Raw genomic sequence first — 13,093 nt, 5'->3', positions numbered from 1 at the left:
CCCGGAGCGGAGAGTGGTCCTCCGCGCCGGGCCGCCGCATCGGGTGGGTCAGCTGGTCACGCAGTCGGCCAACACGCCCGGGCCGGTGCCGGTGCCCTGGAAGCCGAAGTTGGTCGACTGCCGGCCGAGGACCCGTCCGTTGTAGCTCACGTTGGTGAACCCGACGGTTCCGCTGGTGCCGCTGACCTGCGCGTTCCAGGCGCTGGTGACCGAGCCGCCGGGCAGCGCGACGGTCACGTTCCAGCCGTTGATGTCGGACTGGCCGGCGGTGACAGTCACGCTCGCGGTGAAACCGCCAGCCCACTGGTTGACCGCTATCGACGCGGAGCAGCCGTCACCGGCCGGCGGAGGGGTGGTTGGCGGCGTGGTCGTCGGCGGGGTCGTGGTCGGGGGAGTGGTCGTCGGCGGGGCGGTGGTGGGCGGGTTGGGCGCGCCGTTGGCCAGGCTGAAAGCCAGGTCGGGCTGGAACGAACCGGCCGTGAAGCGGCAGCCGTCCGCCTCCCCCGGCGGCTTCACCCACAGGTACGCGTCGATGTTGCCGTCACCCGTGTTGGTCGTCGGGTACTGCCCGATGCGCCGGTCGGTGTTGTCGTCGCCGCACCAGTCCCCGCTGGCGCCCCCGTTGCGGCTGGTGTCGATGACCTGGCGCTTGCCCGAGACCCCCATGCCGTTGAGGGCGGAGATGACCGCCCGACCGAAGTTCGCCTCGCTGGAGGTGGAGTTGTAGTTCGACACGTTGGTGAAGAAGCCGTCGGCGTACTGCACGCCGGCGGCCCGGAGCCGGTTGGCCGTCTCACCGGCGCTGTTCCAGGTGGAGTGGCCGCCGTCGAGGTACACCTTGGCGTTGGGGTTGCCCGACTTGATGGTCCGGGTGGCCGTCGAGATCGCCTCGTTGCGCGCGTTGATCTCGGCGCCGCTCAGGCACGTCAGGAGAGCGAGCGAGTCGGTTTCCAGGATGATGATGACGGTCTGGTTGCCCAGTCCCCTGGCGAAGTTGGACACCCACGTCTGGTACTGGTTGAGGTCCGGCGCCCCACCGGCGCTGGCCCCGCCGCAGTCCCGGTTGGTGATCTCGTAGACGGCCAGGACCGGGATCTGCTGCGCCGCGTTGGCGGCGCCGATGAACCCGGAGACCTCGGACTGCACGGTCGAGGGGTTGAAGTTGGCGAACCAGCGCGCCTGCGGCTGACTCGCGATCTTGTCGCGGATGACGGCCGTACGCGAGTCACCGGGGTTGGCGGCGACCCAGCGGACGACGGCCGAACTCGGGTCACGGTAGAGCGACCCGGACAGCGTGCCGGCGGAGGCGCTGCTGACGGCGAGGCAGACGCCGACGGCGGTAGCGCCCGCGACAGCTGCCACGCTGATGGCCGCCGATCTGCGGCGGAGCGAGGAGAGGATAGCCACGACGTGTTGCCTCCAGATCACATAGATGTATCTAAGTTCATGGGAGCGTTCCCATGGACGTTAGCGGAGGCGCGCGCCGCTGCCAAGGTGTGAAGCCATGGTTCGCGCGAGGCCGGTGCGAGGGGCTGCCGTCTTCTCCGTTCGAAAAGTGGTCAATCCTGCCGTCGCCGGGTCGCTGGCCCAGACGCCGCCAGGAGGGCGCGGTCCGGGGCGTACTAGCCTGTCGCGGTGGCGAGCAATTCTCAGCCGAGCGGCGGGTTCTCCGGCACGCTACGGACGATCCTCAGTTGTGTGATCGCACTAGCGGTCGGGGTAGGCGCGATCTACGCCCTCGGACCCTGGTCGGTTGAATCGCCCGCGCCGGCCGACCCGCCCCGCCCGTTGGGCGCATCGGTGAAGGTCGCCGGACGCACCGTCTCCGTGCTCGGCGCGGGGGACATCCTGGTGCACCCCGAGTTGTGGGACCAGGCCCGGCGCGACGGCGGCGGCGAGTTGGACTTCGGCCCGATGCTGGCCCCGGTGCGCGAGACCGTTTCCAGCGCAGATCTGGCCCTGTGCCACCTGGAGACCGCGCTGGCACCGCCGGGAGGCCCGTACATCGGCTTCCCGAAGTTCAGTGTGCCGCAGGAGGTGGTCAAGGGCATCAAGGGCGTCGGGTACGACGGTTGCTCCACCGCCTCGAACCACACCATCGACCAGGGGTACGACGGCGTCAAGCGGACCCTCGACGCGTTGGACAAGTCGAACCTGGGGCACACCGGCAGCTACCGGACCAAGCGCGATTCCCGCATCGCCAAGATCTATCAGGCCAAGGGCGTGAAGATCGGGCACCTCAGCTACACCAAGAGCTTCAACGGCCTGCGCCCGCCCGCCGACAAGGAGTGGGTGGCGAAACTGATCGACGCGAAGGTGATCCGGCGGGACGCCGTGGCGGCTCGGGATGCGGGCGCGGAGATCGTGGTGGTCAGCCTGCACTGGGGCACCGAGTACGAGCACGAGCCGGACGTTGACCAGCAGACCTGGGCCCGTCAGATCGCCGCCATCGACGACGTGGACGTCGTCTTCGGGCACCACGCGCACGTGGTTCAGCCGGTGGAGCGAATCGGCGACACCTGGATCGTCTACGGGATGGGCAACCAGATCGCCCGGCATGCCGAGCCGGTCAACGCCAACCGTGACGGCGCGATGACCCGGGTGACGTTCGGTCCGGCCGGCGAGACGAAGAGGTGGAAGGTGGTGGCCATCGAGGCGATTCCCACCTTCGTTGATCTGAACCCGGACATCCGTATGGTCGATCTTGAGCGGGCGTTGGCTGATCCCACCCTGTCCCCCGGTCGACGCCGCATCTACGAGGCCGCGGTCGAGCGGATCGAGGGCAACCTCCTAACCAGGGCCGCTGACACGGCGGGCCTGGTGGTACGCGGCGTACCGCGCCGATAACGAACCCGAAACAGCCGGTAACGAAAGCGAAATCATCACGGATCTCGTGGTGGTGCACCTTGCTAGCATTCGCGACGGCCGGCGGCTGTCCCCGGCTGACGGGCTGGACGAGTAGCGGTCCAGGGGGCAGTTCCACGGGGAAGGTTGTCGTTTCGTGTCAGGCAGGTCGGCGCAGTATGCGCCATGGCAGTCGGCGGCTGGCCCCACAGACGACCAGGAACAGTTGCTGGCGTGGCGGCGACGGGCGCTCGACCAGCAGTTGCCAGCAGCGGCCTTCCCTGCCGGTGCGAGCGCGCCCTCACTGGTCTACCTCTGGACCACAATGTTCGTGGTTGCCGTGGCGATCCTCGGGTTCGCGGTCAGCGCCCAGCCCGGGGTACTCCCGGCCGTCGTCGACTCGCAGCGTGACGTCGTGACCAAGCTGGCGTCGAGCATGCAGGTCGAAGCCCGCGGCCTGGCGACCGATCTCAGCCGGACGATGCTGGATCGCGGCGCCGCGAGTGAGGCCGACCTGCTGAACCGGCTGGTCGAAGAGGGCAGCGGCTTCACCGGCGCGGCGATCGTCGAGACCGCCTCCCGGCGACCTCTCGCCGCCAAGGGCGCGGCGCTGCCGATCGACCTGCTGCCGCCGGTGCTTGACGTCGACAGGACCATCGCCGTCACCACGCCGGATGGCCCCATGCTGGTCTACTCCGTCGCGCTGGACGACACCCGGTCGGTGCTCGCGATCCAGCCGGTCACCATGCGCAACCTACGACTCAACCCCGATGCGGGACATGGCATCCACATGATCACCCCCGACGGCAAGAGCAGCCTGATGCAGGGGGCCAATGCGGTCGACGCCGTGCACCTGCCGGCGGTCTTCGCCGGCCAGGCCGGGTCCGACTCGCCGCAAAGCCGTGAGGTGGTCGTCAAGGAGTGGAAGGACCGCAGATTGGTGGTGTCGTCCGCGCCGGTGGGTGAGACCGGACTTGTTGTCGTCTCCCTGCTCGCCTCCGAGGTGAGTGGGGGGACCTCGGGCACCAAGGGGGCGTTGCTCGGGCTCAGTCTGCTGGTCGTGGCCCTGCTCAGCTTCGTACTCATGCGCATGTCCCTGGTCCGGCCGGTCCGGGCGCTGCTGGATCAGGCGAAGGCCGACGCCTGCGGCGCGATGACGCGGCACCGCGCGCCGATGCGCATCCGCGAAGCGCACCGGATCGCGCGGGCACTGGCCCTGACCTCAGGCGACCAGTACCCGCCGGACCGGCGGTGGCGGCCGACCGTTCTCCAGGGCCTGACCGTCGCCGTGGTGATCGCGATGCTCTGGCCAGTGGCAGCCACGGTGCTCGCGCTGCAGGCCTCCGATCCGGCGATTCCCGTGCAGTTGGTGCGGGACGAGGAGAGCCGAGCCGAGGAGGCCAGCAACGCGCTGGGACACCTGCTCGACGACGGCCTGACCACCGTCTCCCGGGTGTCGCAGGGGGTGACCTCGAAGGACCTCGCCCAGGCGGACCGGGAACTCGACCGGGAACTCGCCGACGAGCAGCGGCTCCGGGCGTTGTACCTGATCGATCGCGACGGAAAGAAGGTGGCGGGGGCGGGTCGGAAACCGCTGCGGGCCGTCGCGCCGCTGCCCGGCGAGGTCGGCATTCACCTCGACGACACGGCCGATCGATTGCCGCTGGTGTACGCCTTCAACCAGCGCGCCGACGGCTACGCGGTGGTTGGTGAGTTCGACCCGGACCGTCTTCTCGGGCTGGTCCGTCGGGTCGACGGTCGGGTCCGGGTCGTCGACGCGGAGCTGCGGACGATCCTGGATTCGGAGGGCTTCCAGGCATTCCAGCCGCTGCAGGGCGAGTTGGCCCGCAGCATTGCGGTCGAGGTGCTGCCGGGCAGCACGGTTGGCCGGTCGATCACCGAGGACGGCGCCCCGGCGATGATCGCCGCCTCCGGTCTGACCGCGCCGACGACCGTCGCCCACCTCGAGTGGGCGGTCGTGCTGGAGCAGGACGTCGCCGGGCTGCGCCTACCGACGATGGTGGAGCGGCGCTGGACCTTGCTGCTGGCTGGCGCAGTGGTCGGCATCGCCCTGCTCACCCACGTGTGGCAGCTCTACATCTTCGTCCGGCCGTTGCGGAGGTTGAGTGCCTTCGCTGAGCGGATGAGCGACGGGACTGTGGAACTGCCCGTTCCGCCACAGCGCCACGACGACATCGGCGCGATCGCGATGTGCCTGGAGATCTGTCGCCAGGTCCGGCACACCGGGTCCGCCCGGTTCGGTGGTGCGCTGCGGCTGCGTGGCGCGGGAGCCGACCGGACCAGCGTCCTCGCCCGCGTCCGGCACGCGGCCGGCACGCGCAACCGGGCGACGAGGGGCTGAGCATGTTCTACCTGTACACCGTCTACGCCCTCTGCTGCCTCGCGCTCCTGGTGGCCGGCGTGATCGAACAGCGGAACCACAACCGCAACCTCAACACCATCCCGCACCGCGTGCTGGTCAACGGCATCCGTGGCAAGAGTTCGATCACACGGCTCTGCGCGGGCGCGCTGCGCGGCGGCGACAAGGTCGTGGTGGCCAAGACCACCGGTACCGCCGCCCGGTTCATCTTCCCGGATGCCAGCGAGGAGCCGGTACACCGCAAGTTCGGGATCGCCAATGTGGTCGAGCAGATCGGCATCGTTCGACGGGCGGCTGTCTATCACCCGGATGCGCTGGTCATCGAGTGCATGGCGGTCATGCCGGCGTTGCAGGAGATCAACCAGAGCAAGCTCATCCGGTCCACCATCGGGGTGCTCTGCAACGTTCGCGAGGACCACCTCGCGGAGATGGGGCCGACTCTCGACGACGTGGCTCGGTCGCTGAGCCGGTCGATGCCCGAGGACGGCATCTGCATCACCGCGGAAAAGGACCGGCTGGCGATCCTGGAGAAGGAGGCAGCCAACCGGAACTGCCAGCTGATCGCTGTCGACCCCGAGTCGGTGACCGATCAGGAGATGTCGGGGTTCGGCTGGATCACCTTCAAGGAGAACGTGGCCATCGCGCTCGCCGTTGCCGAACAGCTCGGCGTCGACCGGCGAAGTGCCCTCGCCGGCATGTGGTCGGCACCACCCGATCCGGGTGTGCTCTCGGTGGCCCGGGTTCTCTACGGCAACAAGCGGGTCAGGTTCGCCAACATCTTCGCCGCCAACGACCCGGAGTCGACGTTCATGAACATCGAGCAACTCGAGAAGCAACGGCTGATCAGCCAGCCGTTGACCATGGTGATCAACTGCCGACCGGACCGGGTGGAGCGGAACGGTCAGATGGGTACGCTCGCCGGCCGGGTCCAACCGCAACGCATCGTCCTGATCGGAGAGATGACCCGCAGTGCCCGGGTCAACGTGCCCGCCGATTTGCAGAGCCGGGTGGTCGACCTGGGCGGCAAACTCCCGTCGGAGCGGCTGATCAGCGAGGTCATGGCGGTGACCGCGGAAGACGCCTCCATCGTCGCCGTCGGGAACATCCACGGGCAGGGTGAGGTGCTGCTGCACGAGCTGGCCGCGCTGCCGAGCTGGGAACCGAACGACCACACCAGCGCCGAATCGATGCTCCGTCCGCCGACCGCGCGCACTTCGGACGTGGACGGCGAGACCGTGTTTCTCGGAAGGACCTACCGGTGACATTCGGAGGAGAACTCAGCGCGCAGCTCGCCACCGCCTGCCTCGGCATCGGCCTGGTCTTCGCGCTGCTCTGCTATCTGACCACCAACCTCTCGCCCGGCGGGATGATCACGCCGGGCTGGATCGCGCTCGCGCTGATCGAGGACCCGCTCCAAGCCGCGGTGATCGTGGTGATGACGGTCGTCACGTACGTTCTCACCCGGGTGATGCAGCGCATGGTGATCCTCTACGGCAAGCGCCTCTTCGCCGCGATCGTCCTGCTCAGCGTCCTCCTCCAGATGACGCTGTTCGTGATCGTCCAACGCGACCTGCCGCTGCTCTTCGCGCATCAGACCCTGGGCTTCGTGGCGCCAGGGCTGATCGCCTACCAGCTCGTGCGGCAGCCACCGAAAGCAACCGTGCTGGCCACCGTCATGGTCACCGCCATCACCTACGGCGTGGCGTTCAGCGGCGTCGTGGCCGGCTTCGTGCCGGTCACCTGAAACCGGACACCGACAAGGGACAGGCATGAACTACCGGACTTACTCCCGGGGCCGCGCCGTGCTGATGACCGTCGCCGCCTTCGCGTTGCTGACAGCTGGCAGCACCTTCACCTATGTCGTCGTCCGGCACACCGCGGCGGATCCGATCGAGCTGAGCCTCGGCGCGCAGGCCGCGCAGGCCGCCCCGCCCAGCGGCGCCGGCTACAGCTACCGACGGCTGACCGCGCCGGACCGGACGCAGATGCTCGACGCCAAGGGGAAGACCGTCGCGATCATGACCGACGGTGCTCGCACCGTGCACATCAGCGGCCCGCAGCGAACGTTCGCCGAGGCACGGTTCACGAAGGCCAAGGTGCCCGCCGATCTCTGGGTACGACTCGCCCCCCGAGAGTGGCGGGCGGGCGCCGAGAAAGAGAAGTGGTTTACCGACTGGTTCCGGAAAGCTCGCACGGACCGCTCCCCGGACGTGCTGGCGGTGGCCCGGGAATACACCTACGTCGCCGTACCGAAGAAGGATTCGAAGGGCCGGCAGTACTCCGGCGACGCCGCCTTCGGGCCGCTCTCCGACATCGACCCGGACGGTCGCGCGGAGAACTCCGACTTCTACGACTACCTCGGGGTGCCGTGGGAGTTCCCCGACAAGAAGGAGAAGCCGGCACCGTCGCACATCCGCAGCCTGGACTGCTCTGGCTTCCTGCGCATGGTCTACGGCTACCGGATGGGCTATCCGCTGCTCGGTACCAACAACGCCGGCCCCGGTCTGCCGCGGCGGGCGACCGCGATGGCCTCGGTGGGGCCAGGGGCCCTGCTCATGCCGAACACCGGCAAGCGGGCCCGGGAGTTGGATCGGCTGCTCCCCGGCGACCTTCTCTTCTTCAACGCCGGGCCGGTGCAGGGCGCGAACATCGAGCATTCCGGCATGTACCTCGGCGTTGACGACCGGGGACACCACCGGTTCATCTCCAGCCGCACCACCGCCAACGGCCCCACGATGGGTGACCTGGGTGGCGAGTCCATCCTGGACGGCACCGGCTACTGGGCACTGCGCTGGCGGACGGCCCGCCGGATCTGACCTCGACAGCAACCGACCGTCGGGTCAGGTCACGGTGAGCTGCTCCGCGAGCACCCTCGCGACGCGGCTACGGGCCTCGGTGTCCCGCCGGACCGACCAGCTCAGCTCCAGGTGAATGAAGACGGCGTCCAGTGCCGCCGCCGCCCGACCCTGCTCGTTGGTCTTGCCCTCAAGTTGGCCGCACTTCTTCACCCATGCCCGGCAGGTGTTCAGCCCGGCCCCGGAGAGGCCGTCCGCGATCCGGCGGGCCACCGGGGTCACCGGAGCCGAACCGGTCGACACCACCGCGTCGGACGTGGGCAGGTTCCGGTCGGCGAAGCCGTGCAGTTGAATCTGGTCGAGGCCGTTGTCGGCGAACTCGGTCGCCAGGGCGTGGAACAGCGACCGGTCATTGTGGGCAACGTCCGCGTCGCCGTCGGCGGCCTGCCGGTGGGCCCCAGCGACCAGCAGCACGCTGGCCGGTGCCTTGCGGTACAACACCAGCCCCAGCTTCTCCGTGTTGATGTCGAAGCCGGGGTGCGGCACCTCGATCACCGTGCGCGGGGTCGTGCTCCGGTCCACCAACACGGCACCCCAGGAACGGTCGTCGGACCCGTCGGCGAGGTAGAGGCTGAACGGCCGGCCGGTGACCGGGTCCGCCCCGTGGTGAGCCCGGAAGCCGAGGTCGTCGAAGACCCGATCCAGGTCGGCGCCGGCGTCCGGCTCGGTGACCAGCGATCGCGCTGCCCGCTGGGCCGCCGCCCGCTCCCCCGCGTCCGGGTCACGGTAGGGATTGTCCCGGGAGAGGCCCGCGGTCAGCTCGTCGATCAGAAGCTCAGGATCGGGCCCTCGCTGCTGTTCGGACTTCGGCTCGGCGTCGGCGCACGCCCCCGCCCCGAGCAGTGCCAGCGTCGCCGCCGCGAACAGTCCCCGGCGAGTGGAACTCGGAGCCGGAAGCGGTGTACGCACACGTGCAGGCTATCCGATCATCCCGGAGAGTCCGCTCCGGCTCGTTCCGACGCGGCACCGAACCTCGCGCGCCTCGGCCGGCTGGCCCGGTCAGACCCGAGCCAGCCCCAGCGCCCGCACGTCGACAGCGACGTCCGGGCCGTAGGAGTCGGCGATGCGGCGCTCGAAAGCGTCGGCGTCGACCGTGTATTCCTGCGGGCCCTCGACCTCCAGCACGTGCGCCGCCAGTACGCAGCCCACCTGTGCCGCGCGCTCGATGGGCAGGTCGGCGGCGAGCGCGGCGAAGAAGCCGGCCCGGAAGCCGTCGCCGACGCCGGTCGGGTCGACGATGCGGCCCACCCGCGCCGCCGGGACCAGGAAGTCACCCTCCTGCCCGGTGACGCGTACCCCGTTGGCGCCGAGGGTCACGACCCGCACGCCCACGCGGCGCAGGATGTCGTCCTCGCTCAGCCCGGTCTTCGACTCCAGCAGCGCCGCCTCGTACTCGTTCGTCAACAGGTAGCGAGCGCCGTTGATCATCGCCTCGATGTCGGCCGACGGCATCCGGGCCAGCTGCTGTGACGGGTCGGCCGCGAAGGGCAGGCCCAGCCGGCGGCAGGCGGCGGCGCGGGCGAGCATCGTTTCCGGGTTCTCCGCGGCGACGATGACGAGCCCGAGCCCGCCGGCCCGCGCGGCGACACCGTCGAGGCTGATCCGGTCGGGCTCACCCATCGCGCCGGGATAGAACGACGCGATCTGGCAGAGGTCGGTGTCGGTGGTGCAGATGAACCGGGCGGTGTGTGCGACGGAGCTGACCTGCACCTCCGAGCAGTCGACCCCGTGCCGCTCCAGCCAGCTGCGGTAGTCGCCGAAGTCGCCGCCGACCGCACCGAGCAGCACCGACCGGTGCCCGAGTTGAGCGAGCCCGAAGGCGATGTTGGCAGCGACCCCGCCGCGACGGACGACCAGGTCGTCGACGAGGAACGAGAGCGAGACGGTGTCGAGGCTGCCGGCGATGAGTTGCTCGGCGAACCGCCCCGGGAAGCGCATCAGATGGTCGGTCGCGATCGAGCCGGATACGGCGATCATGCGGGGCGGGCCCTCTCAGTAGCGGTAGTGGTCGGGCTTGTACGGCCCCTCGACCGGGACGCCGAGGTAGTTGGCTTGTTCCTTGGTCAGTTCGGTGAGGCGGACACCCAGCGCGGAGAGGTGGAGTCGGGCCACCTTCTCGTCCAGGTGCTTCGGAAGGGTGTGGACACCGATCGGGTACTGGTCGGTGCTGGTGAACAGCTCGATCTGCGCGATGGTCTGGTTGGCGAAGCTGTTCGACATCACGAAGCTCGGATGCCCGGTGGCGTTGCCAAGGTTCAACAGCCGACCCTCCGACAACACGATGATCGAGTGGCCGTCCGCGAACCGCCACTCGTCCACCTGCGGCTTCACAGTGACCCGCTCGACGTCCCCGCGCTTCGCGAGACCGGCCATGTCGATCTCATTGTCGAAGTGGCCGATGTTCCCCACGATCGCCTGGTGCTTCATCCGCGCCATGTGCTCGTTGGTGATGACGCTGAAGCAGCCCGTCGCGGTCACGAAGATGTCGGCGGTCTCGACCACGTCGTCGATGGTCGCGACCTGGTAGCCGTCCATCGCCGCCTGCAGGGCACAGATCGGGTCCACCTCGGTCACGATGACCCGCGCTCCCTGACCACGCAGACTCTCGGCACAGCCCTTACCGACGTCGCCGTAGCCGAACACCACGGCGACCTTGCCACCGATCAGCACATCGGTGGCCCGGTTGATCCCGTCGATCAACGAGTGCCGGCAGCCGTACTTGTTGTCGAACTTGCTCTTGGTCACCGAGTCGTTCACATTGATCGCCGGGAACAGCAGGTTTCCCGCCTGCTGCATCTCGTACAGCCGGTGCACGCCGGTCGTGGTCTCCTCGGTCACCCCCTTGATCCCGGCGGCGACCCGCGTCCAGCGGCGGTTGTCCTCCCGCAGCGACCGCGTCAACACACCGAGGATGACCTCGTACTCCTCCGAGTCGGCGCTCTCCGGCGACGGGACCGCCCCGATGGCCTCGAACTCGGCGCCCTTGTGCACCAGCAGTGTGGCGTCACCACCATCGTCGAGGATCATGTTCGGGCCCTGCCCGTCCGGCCAGAGCAGCACCTGCTGGGTGCACCACCAGTACTCGTCGAGGGACTCGCCCTTCCAGGCGTAGACCGGCACACCCGCCGGGGCGTCCGGGGTGCCGGTCGGGCCGACCACGATCGCCGCCGCCGCGTGGTCCTGGGTGGAGAAAATGTTGCAGGACGCCCACCGGACCTGCGCGCCGAGCGCCACCAGCGTCTCGATCAACACCGCCGTCTGGATCGTCATGTGCAGCGAGCCGGTGATCCGCGCACCCTTCAACGGCTGCCGCGAGGCGAACTCCCTCCGGATCGACATCAGACCCGGCATCTCATGCTCGGCCAGTTCGATCTCCTTACGCCCGAAGGCCGCCAACGAAAGATCCGCCACCTTGAAATCGCTGAAGTCGCCAGTCATGTCCGCACCCTCCCGCACCAGTGTCGAGGACCGTTGGAGTCCCGTTCAACCGCGCCCGTGCTCCACACACCGGGCCGCCCCGGGCCCGGGTGCGGAGCACGCGCCGTCAGGAGTTGCGACTGGCCGGGTCGACCCGGGCGTACGTGAGCAGGTCGGCCATCGTGAACTGGCCCGAGAAGCGGGCCGGCAGGGTCGGACGCCAGTTGGGCTGCACCTTCAGGTAGCTGGCCGGGTCGAGCTGGGCGATGCCGATGAGCACCTCCGCCACGATTCGCCCACCTACCGCGCCCAGTGAACCGCCGCCGGCCTGGAGCTGTGCCTCCTTGAGGAGGTAGTAGAAGAGCGGGGTGTTGGAGTCCAGGCCGAGGCCGTACCCACTGAGCTCCGGGAAGTTGAAGCTGCCGAGTGCCGGTGCCCCGATGTGTGCGGCGATCCGCTGGCCCGACGGGATGCCGAAGGTGAGCTGACGGAGCAGGTCACGTCCGAGCAGGTTGGCCGACGGGGAGCCGGACGGCGGCGGTGGCAGCGGGAAGCCGAACAGCGGCGTCGAGTTGCGGACGTCGACCCACTTGCTCCAGCGCACCTGGCCGTCGAAGAACTGGAACCAGAACTGGTGGTCGAGGTAGCGGCGGGCGGCCCGCTTCCCACCGCGCAGGTCGGCCGGGTCGGCGCCGCTCAGCGCCGGGTCGAAGAGCATGGCGTAGAACTCGTCGCCGCCGTTGCCGGTCCGGTTGACCAGGTAGGCCGGTCGCGGCTGGCTGTGGCCGAAGCGGAACGCCGCCGCGGTGAACTCGACCGGGATGAACGTCGCGTTCGGCTCCGGCTTGTAGAAGCGGCGGCCGCCGTTGAGCACTGTGAAGACAGTGCCCGGGCCGGCGATCAGCGGGAGGAACTCGTTGAGCACGATCCACTGGTAGTGCCAGGTGACGAGTTGCCGGGCGGCGCCGAAGACCTGCGCCGCCGGGGTGCCCTGTGCGCGCACCAGGTCGACCACCCGGTTGTGGAAGAGGATGAACGCGGCCGTGATCTGCGCGATCGGCAGGTTCTCGTCGTTGCGGACGTCGAAGACGATCGCCCTGCCACTGGAGTTACGCGGCAGGTCCTCGAAGCGCCCGCCCGACTCGATCTTGAGTTTGGCGGGATCGGCGGAGTTGTACAACTCCGGGTTCCCGGTCGGCCCACCACCGTAGAGCGAGTCGAGGTCGAGGGCCGGCGTCCGGGGGTTCGGCACAGTGGTCGGGTCGACCGGCGTGCCCAGCGGCGCCGTCGTCTCGAAGGCCAGGTCGTGGTCGACGAACTGCCCGAAGTACGTCATGCCCTGCGGGATCGAGAAGTTGTCGGGGTTGTTGATGCTGTGCTGCTGCTGGTCGGCGAGCGCCTCCGCGCCGACGCTGAGCGGGTCGCGGGCGTCCATCGGGCCGCCGACGCGCGACAGGTCGATCAGCGCGTTCCGCATCTGGGTCGTCGCGGACCCGAATGCCGGCAGCGACGGGAACATTCGGCCGAACCGGTTGGAGAACGCGGCCGCCGCCGGCGTCGCGTCGAGCAGGACTCCCCCGGTGCCGGCCACGAGCGC

10 protein-coding genes are annotated in these 13,093 nt (G+C 69.1%); 5 read left to right on the top strand and 5 right to left on the bottom strand.

Annotation, left to right across the window (positions count from 1 at the left end; genetic code table 11):
- Nucleotides 1–48 precede the first annotated feature (48 nt).
- A complete protein-coding gene (locus PSH03_RS26970; protein WP_210781797.1) occupies nucleotides 49–1,407 on the bottom strand; it encodes a glycoside hydrolase family 6 protein in 1,359 nt (452 codons plus the stop codon).
- A 228-nt stretch (nucleotides 1,408–1,635) separates the two neighbouring features.
- Here PSH03_RS26970 and PSH03_RS26965 point away from each other — a divergent pair, with 228 nt between their 5' ends.
- From PSH03_RS26965 to PSH03_RS26945, 5 genes are all read left to right on the top strand, one after another.
- Nucleotides 1,636–2,847 (top strand): CapA family protein, encoded by a 1,212-nt coding sequence (locus PSH03_RS26965; protein WP_238690780.1) that lies wholly within the window; start codon nucleotides 1,636–1,638, stop codon nucleotides 2,845–2,847.
- A 154-nt stretch (nucleotides 2,848–3,001) separates the two neighbouring features.
- A complete protein-coding gene (locus PSH03_RS26960; protein ID WP_210781796.1) occupies nucleotides 3,002–5,206 on the top strand; it encodes a HAMP domain-containing protein in 2,205 nt (734 codons plus the stop codon).
- A gap of 2 nt (nucleotides 5,207–5,208) precedes the next feature.
- The gene (pgsB, locus tag PSH03_RS26955; protein ID WP_210781795.1) at nucleotides 5,209–6,486 is read left to right on the top strand and encodes a poly-gamma-glutamate synthase PgsB; all 1,278 of its coding nucleotides are present in this window, start codon (nucleotides 5,209–5,211) and stop codon (nucleotides 6,484–6,486) included.
- Nucleotides 6,483–6,968, top strand: coding sequence for a poly-gamma-glutamate biosynthesis protein PgsC/CapC (locus PSH03_RS26950; RefSeq protein WP_210781794.1), 486 nt, complete (start codon nucleotides 6,483–6,485; stop codon nucleotides 6,966–6,968). The genes pgsB and PSH03_RS26950 overlap by 4 nt, the downstream gene beginning before the upstream one ends.
- 25 nt (nucleotides 6,969–6,993) lie before the next feature.
- The gene (locus PSH03_RS26945; RefSeq protein ID WP_210781793.1) at nucleotides 6,994–8,040 is read left to right on the top strand and encodes an NlpC/P60 family protein; all 1,047 of its coding nucleotides are present in this window, start codon (nucleotides 6,994–6,996) and stop codon (nucleotides 8,038–8,040) included.
- A gap of 24 nt (nucleotides 8,041–8,064) precedes the next feature.
- On the opposite strand, the gene PSH03_RS26940 is transcribed toward PSH03_RS26945, so the two are convergent.
- The 4 genes from PSH03_RS26940 to PSH03_RS26925 all read right to left on the bottom strand — a co-directional run bounded on the left by PSH03_RS26940 (nucleotide 8,065) and on the right by PSH03_RS26925 (nucleotide 13,087).
- Nucleotides 8,065–8,988 carry a hypothetical protein gene (locus PSH03_RS26940; RefSeq protein ID WP_238690779.1) on the bottom strand — a complete coding sequence of 308 codons (924 nt, stop codon included), beginning with the start codon at nucleotides 8,986–8,988 and terminating at the stop codon, nucleotides 8,065–8,067.
- A gap of 90 nt (nucleotides 8,989–9,078) precedes the next feature.
- Nucleotides 9,079–10,056 (bottom strand): carbohydrate kinase family protein, encoded by a 978-nt coding sequence (locus PSH03_RS26935; RefSeq protein ID WP_210781791.1) that lies wholly within the window; start codon nucleotides 10,054–10,056, stop codon nucleotides 9,079–9,081.
- A gap of 15 nt (nucleotides 10,057–10,071) precedes the next feature.
- The gene (gene ahcY / locus PSH03_RS26930) at nucleotides 10,072–11,517 is read right to left on the bottom strand and encodes an adenosylhomocysteinase (protein ID WP_210781790.1); all 1,446 of its coding nucleotides are present in this window, start codon (nucleotides 11,515–11,517) and stop codon (nucleotides 10,072–10,074) included.
- Between the two features lie 106 nt (nucleotides 11,518–11,623).
- Nucleotides 11,624–13,087, bottom strand: coding sequence for a peroxidase family protein (locus PSH03_RS26925; protein ID WP_210781789.1), 1,464 nt, complete (start codon nucleotides 13,085–13,087; stop codon nucleotides 11,624–11,626).
- Between the last annotated feature and the right edge of the window lie 6 nt (nucleotides 13,088–13,093).

This window comes from Micromonospora salmantinae, from assembly GCF_022230905.1.
GTDB classification, from domain to species: domain Bacteria; phylum Actinomycetota; class Actinomycetes; order Mycobacteriales; family Micromonosporaceae; genus Micromonospora; species Micromonospora salmantinae.
This window is presented reverse-complemented; position numbering and strand designations above follow the sequence as displayed.

What these genes read in the sequence shown, in the direction of transcription:
- pgsB (WP_210781795.1), top strand. Translation starts at nt 5,209, where the DNA reads ATGTTCTACCTGTACACCGTCTACGCCCTCTGCTGCCTCGCGCTCCTG.
- PSH03_RS26945 (WP_210781793.1), top strand. Translation starts at nt 6,994, where the DNA reads ATGAACTACCGGACTTACTCCCGGGGCCGCGCCGTGCTGATGACCGTC.
- PSH03_RS26935 (WP_210781791.1), bottom strand. Translation starts at nt 10,056, where the DNA reads ATGATCGCCGTATCCGGCTCGATCGCGACCGACCATCTGATGCGCTTC.
- ahcY (WP_210781790.1), bottom strand. Translation starts at nt 11,517, where the DNA reads ATGACTGGCGACTTCAGCGATTTCAAGGTGGCGGATCTTTCGTTGGCG.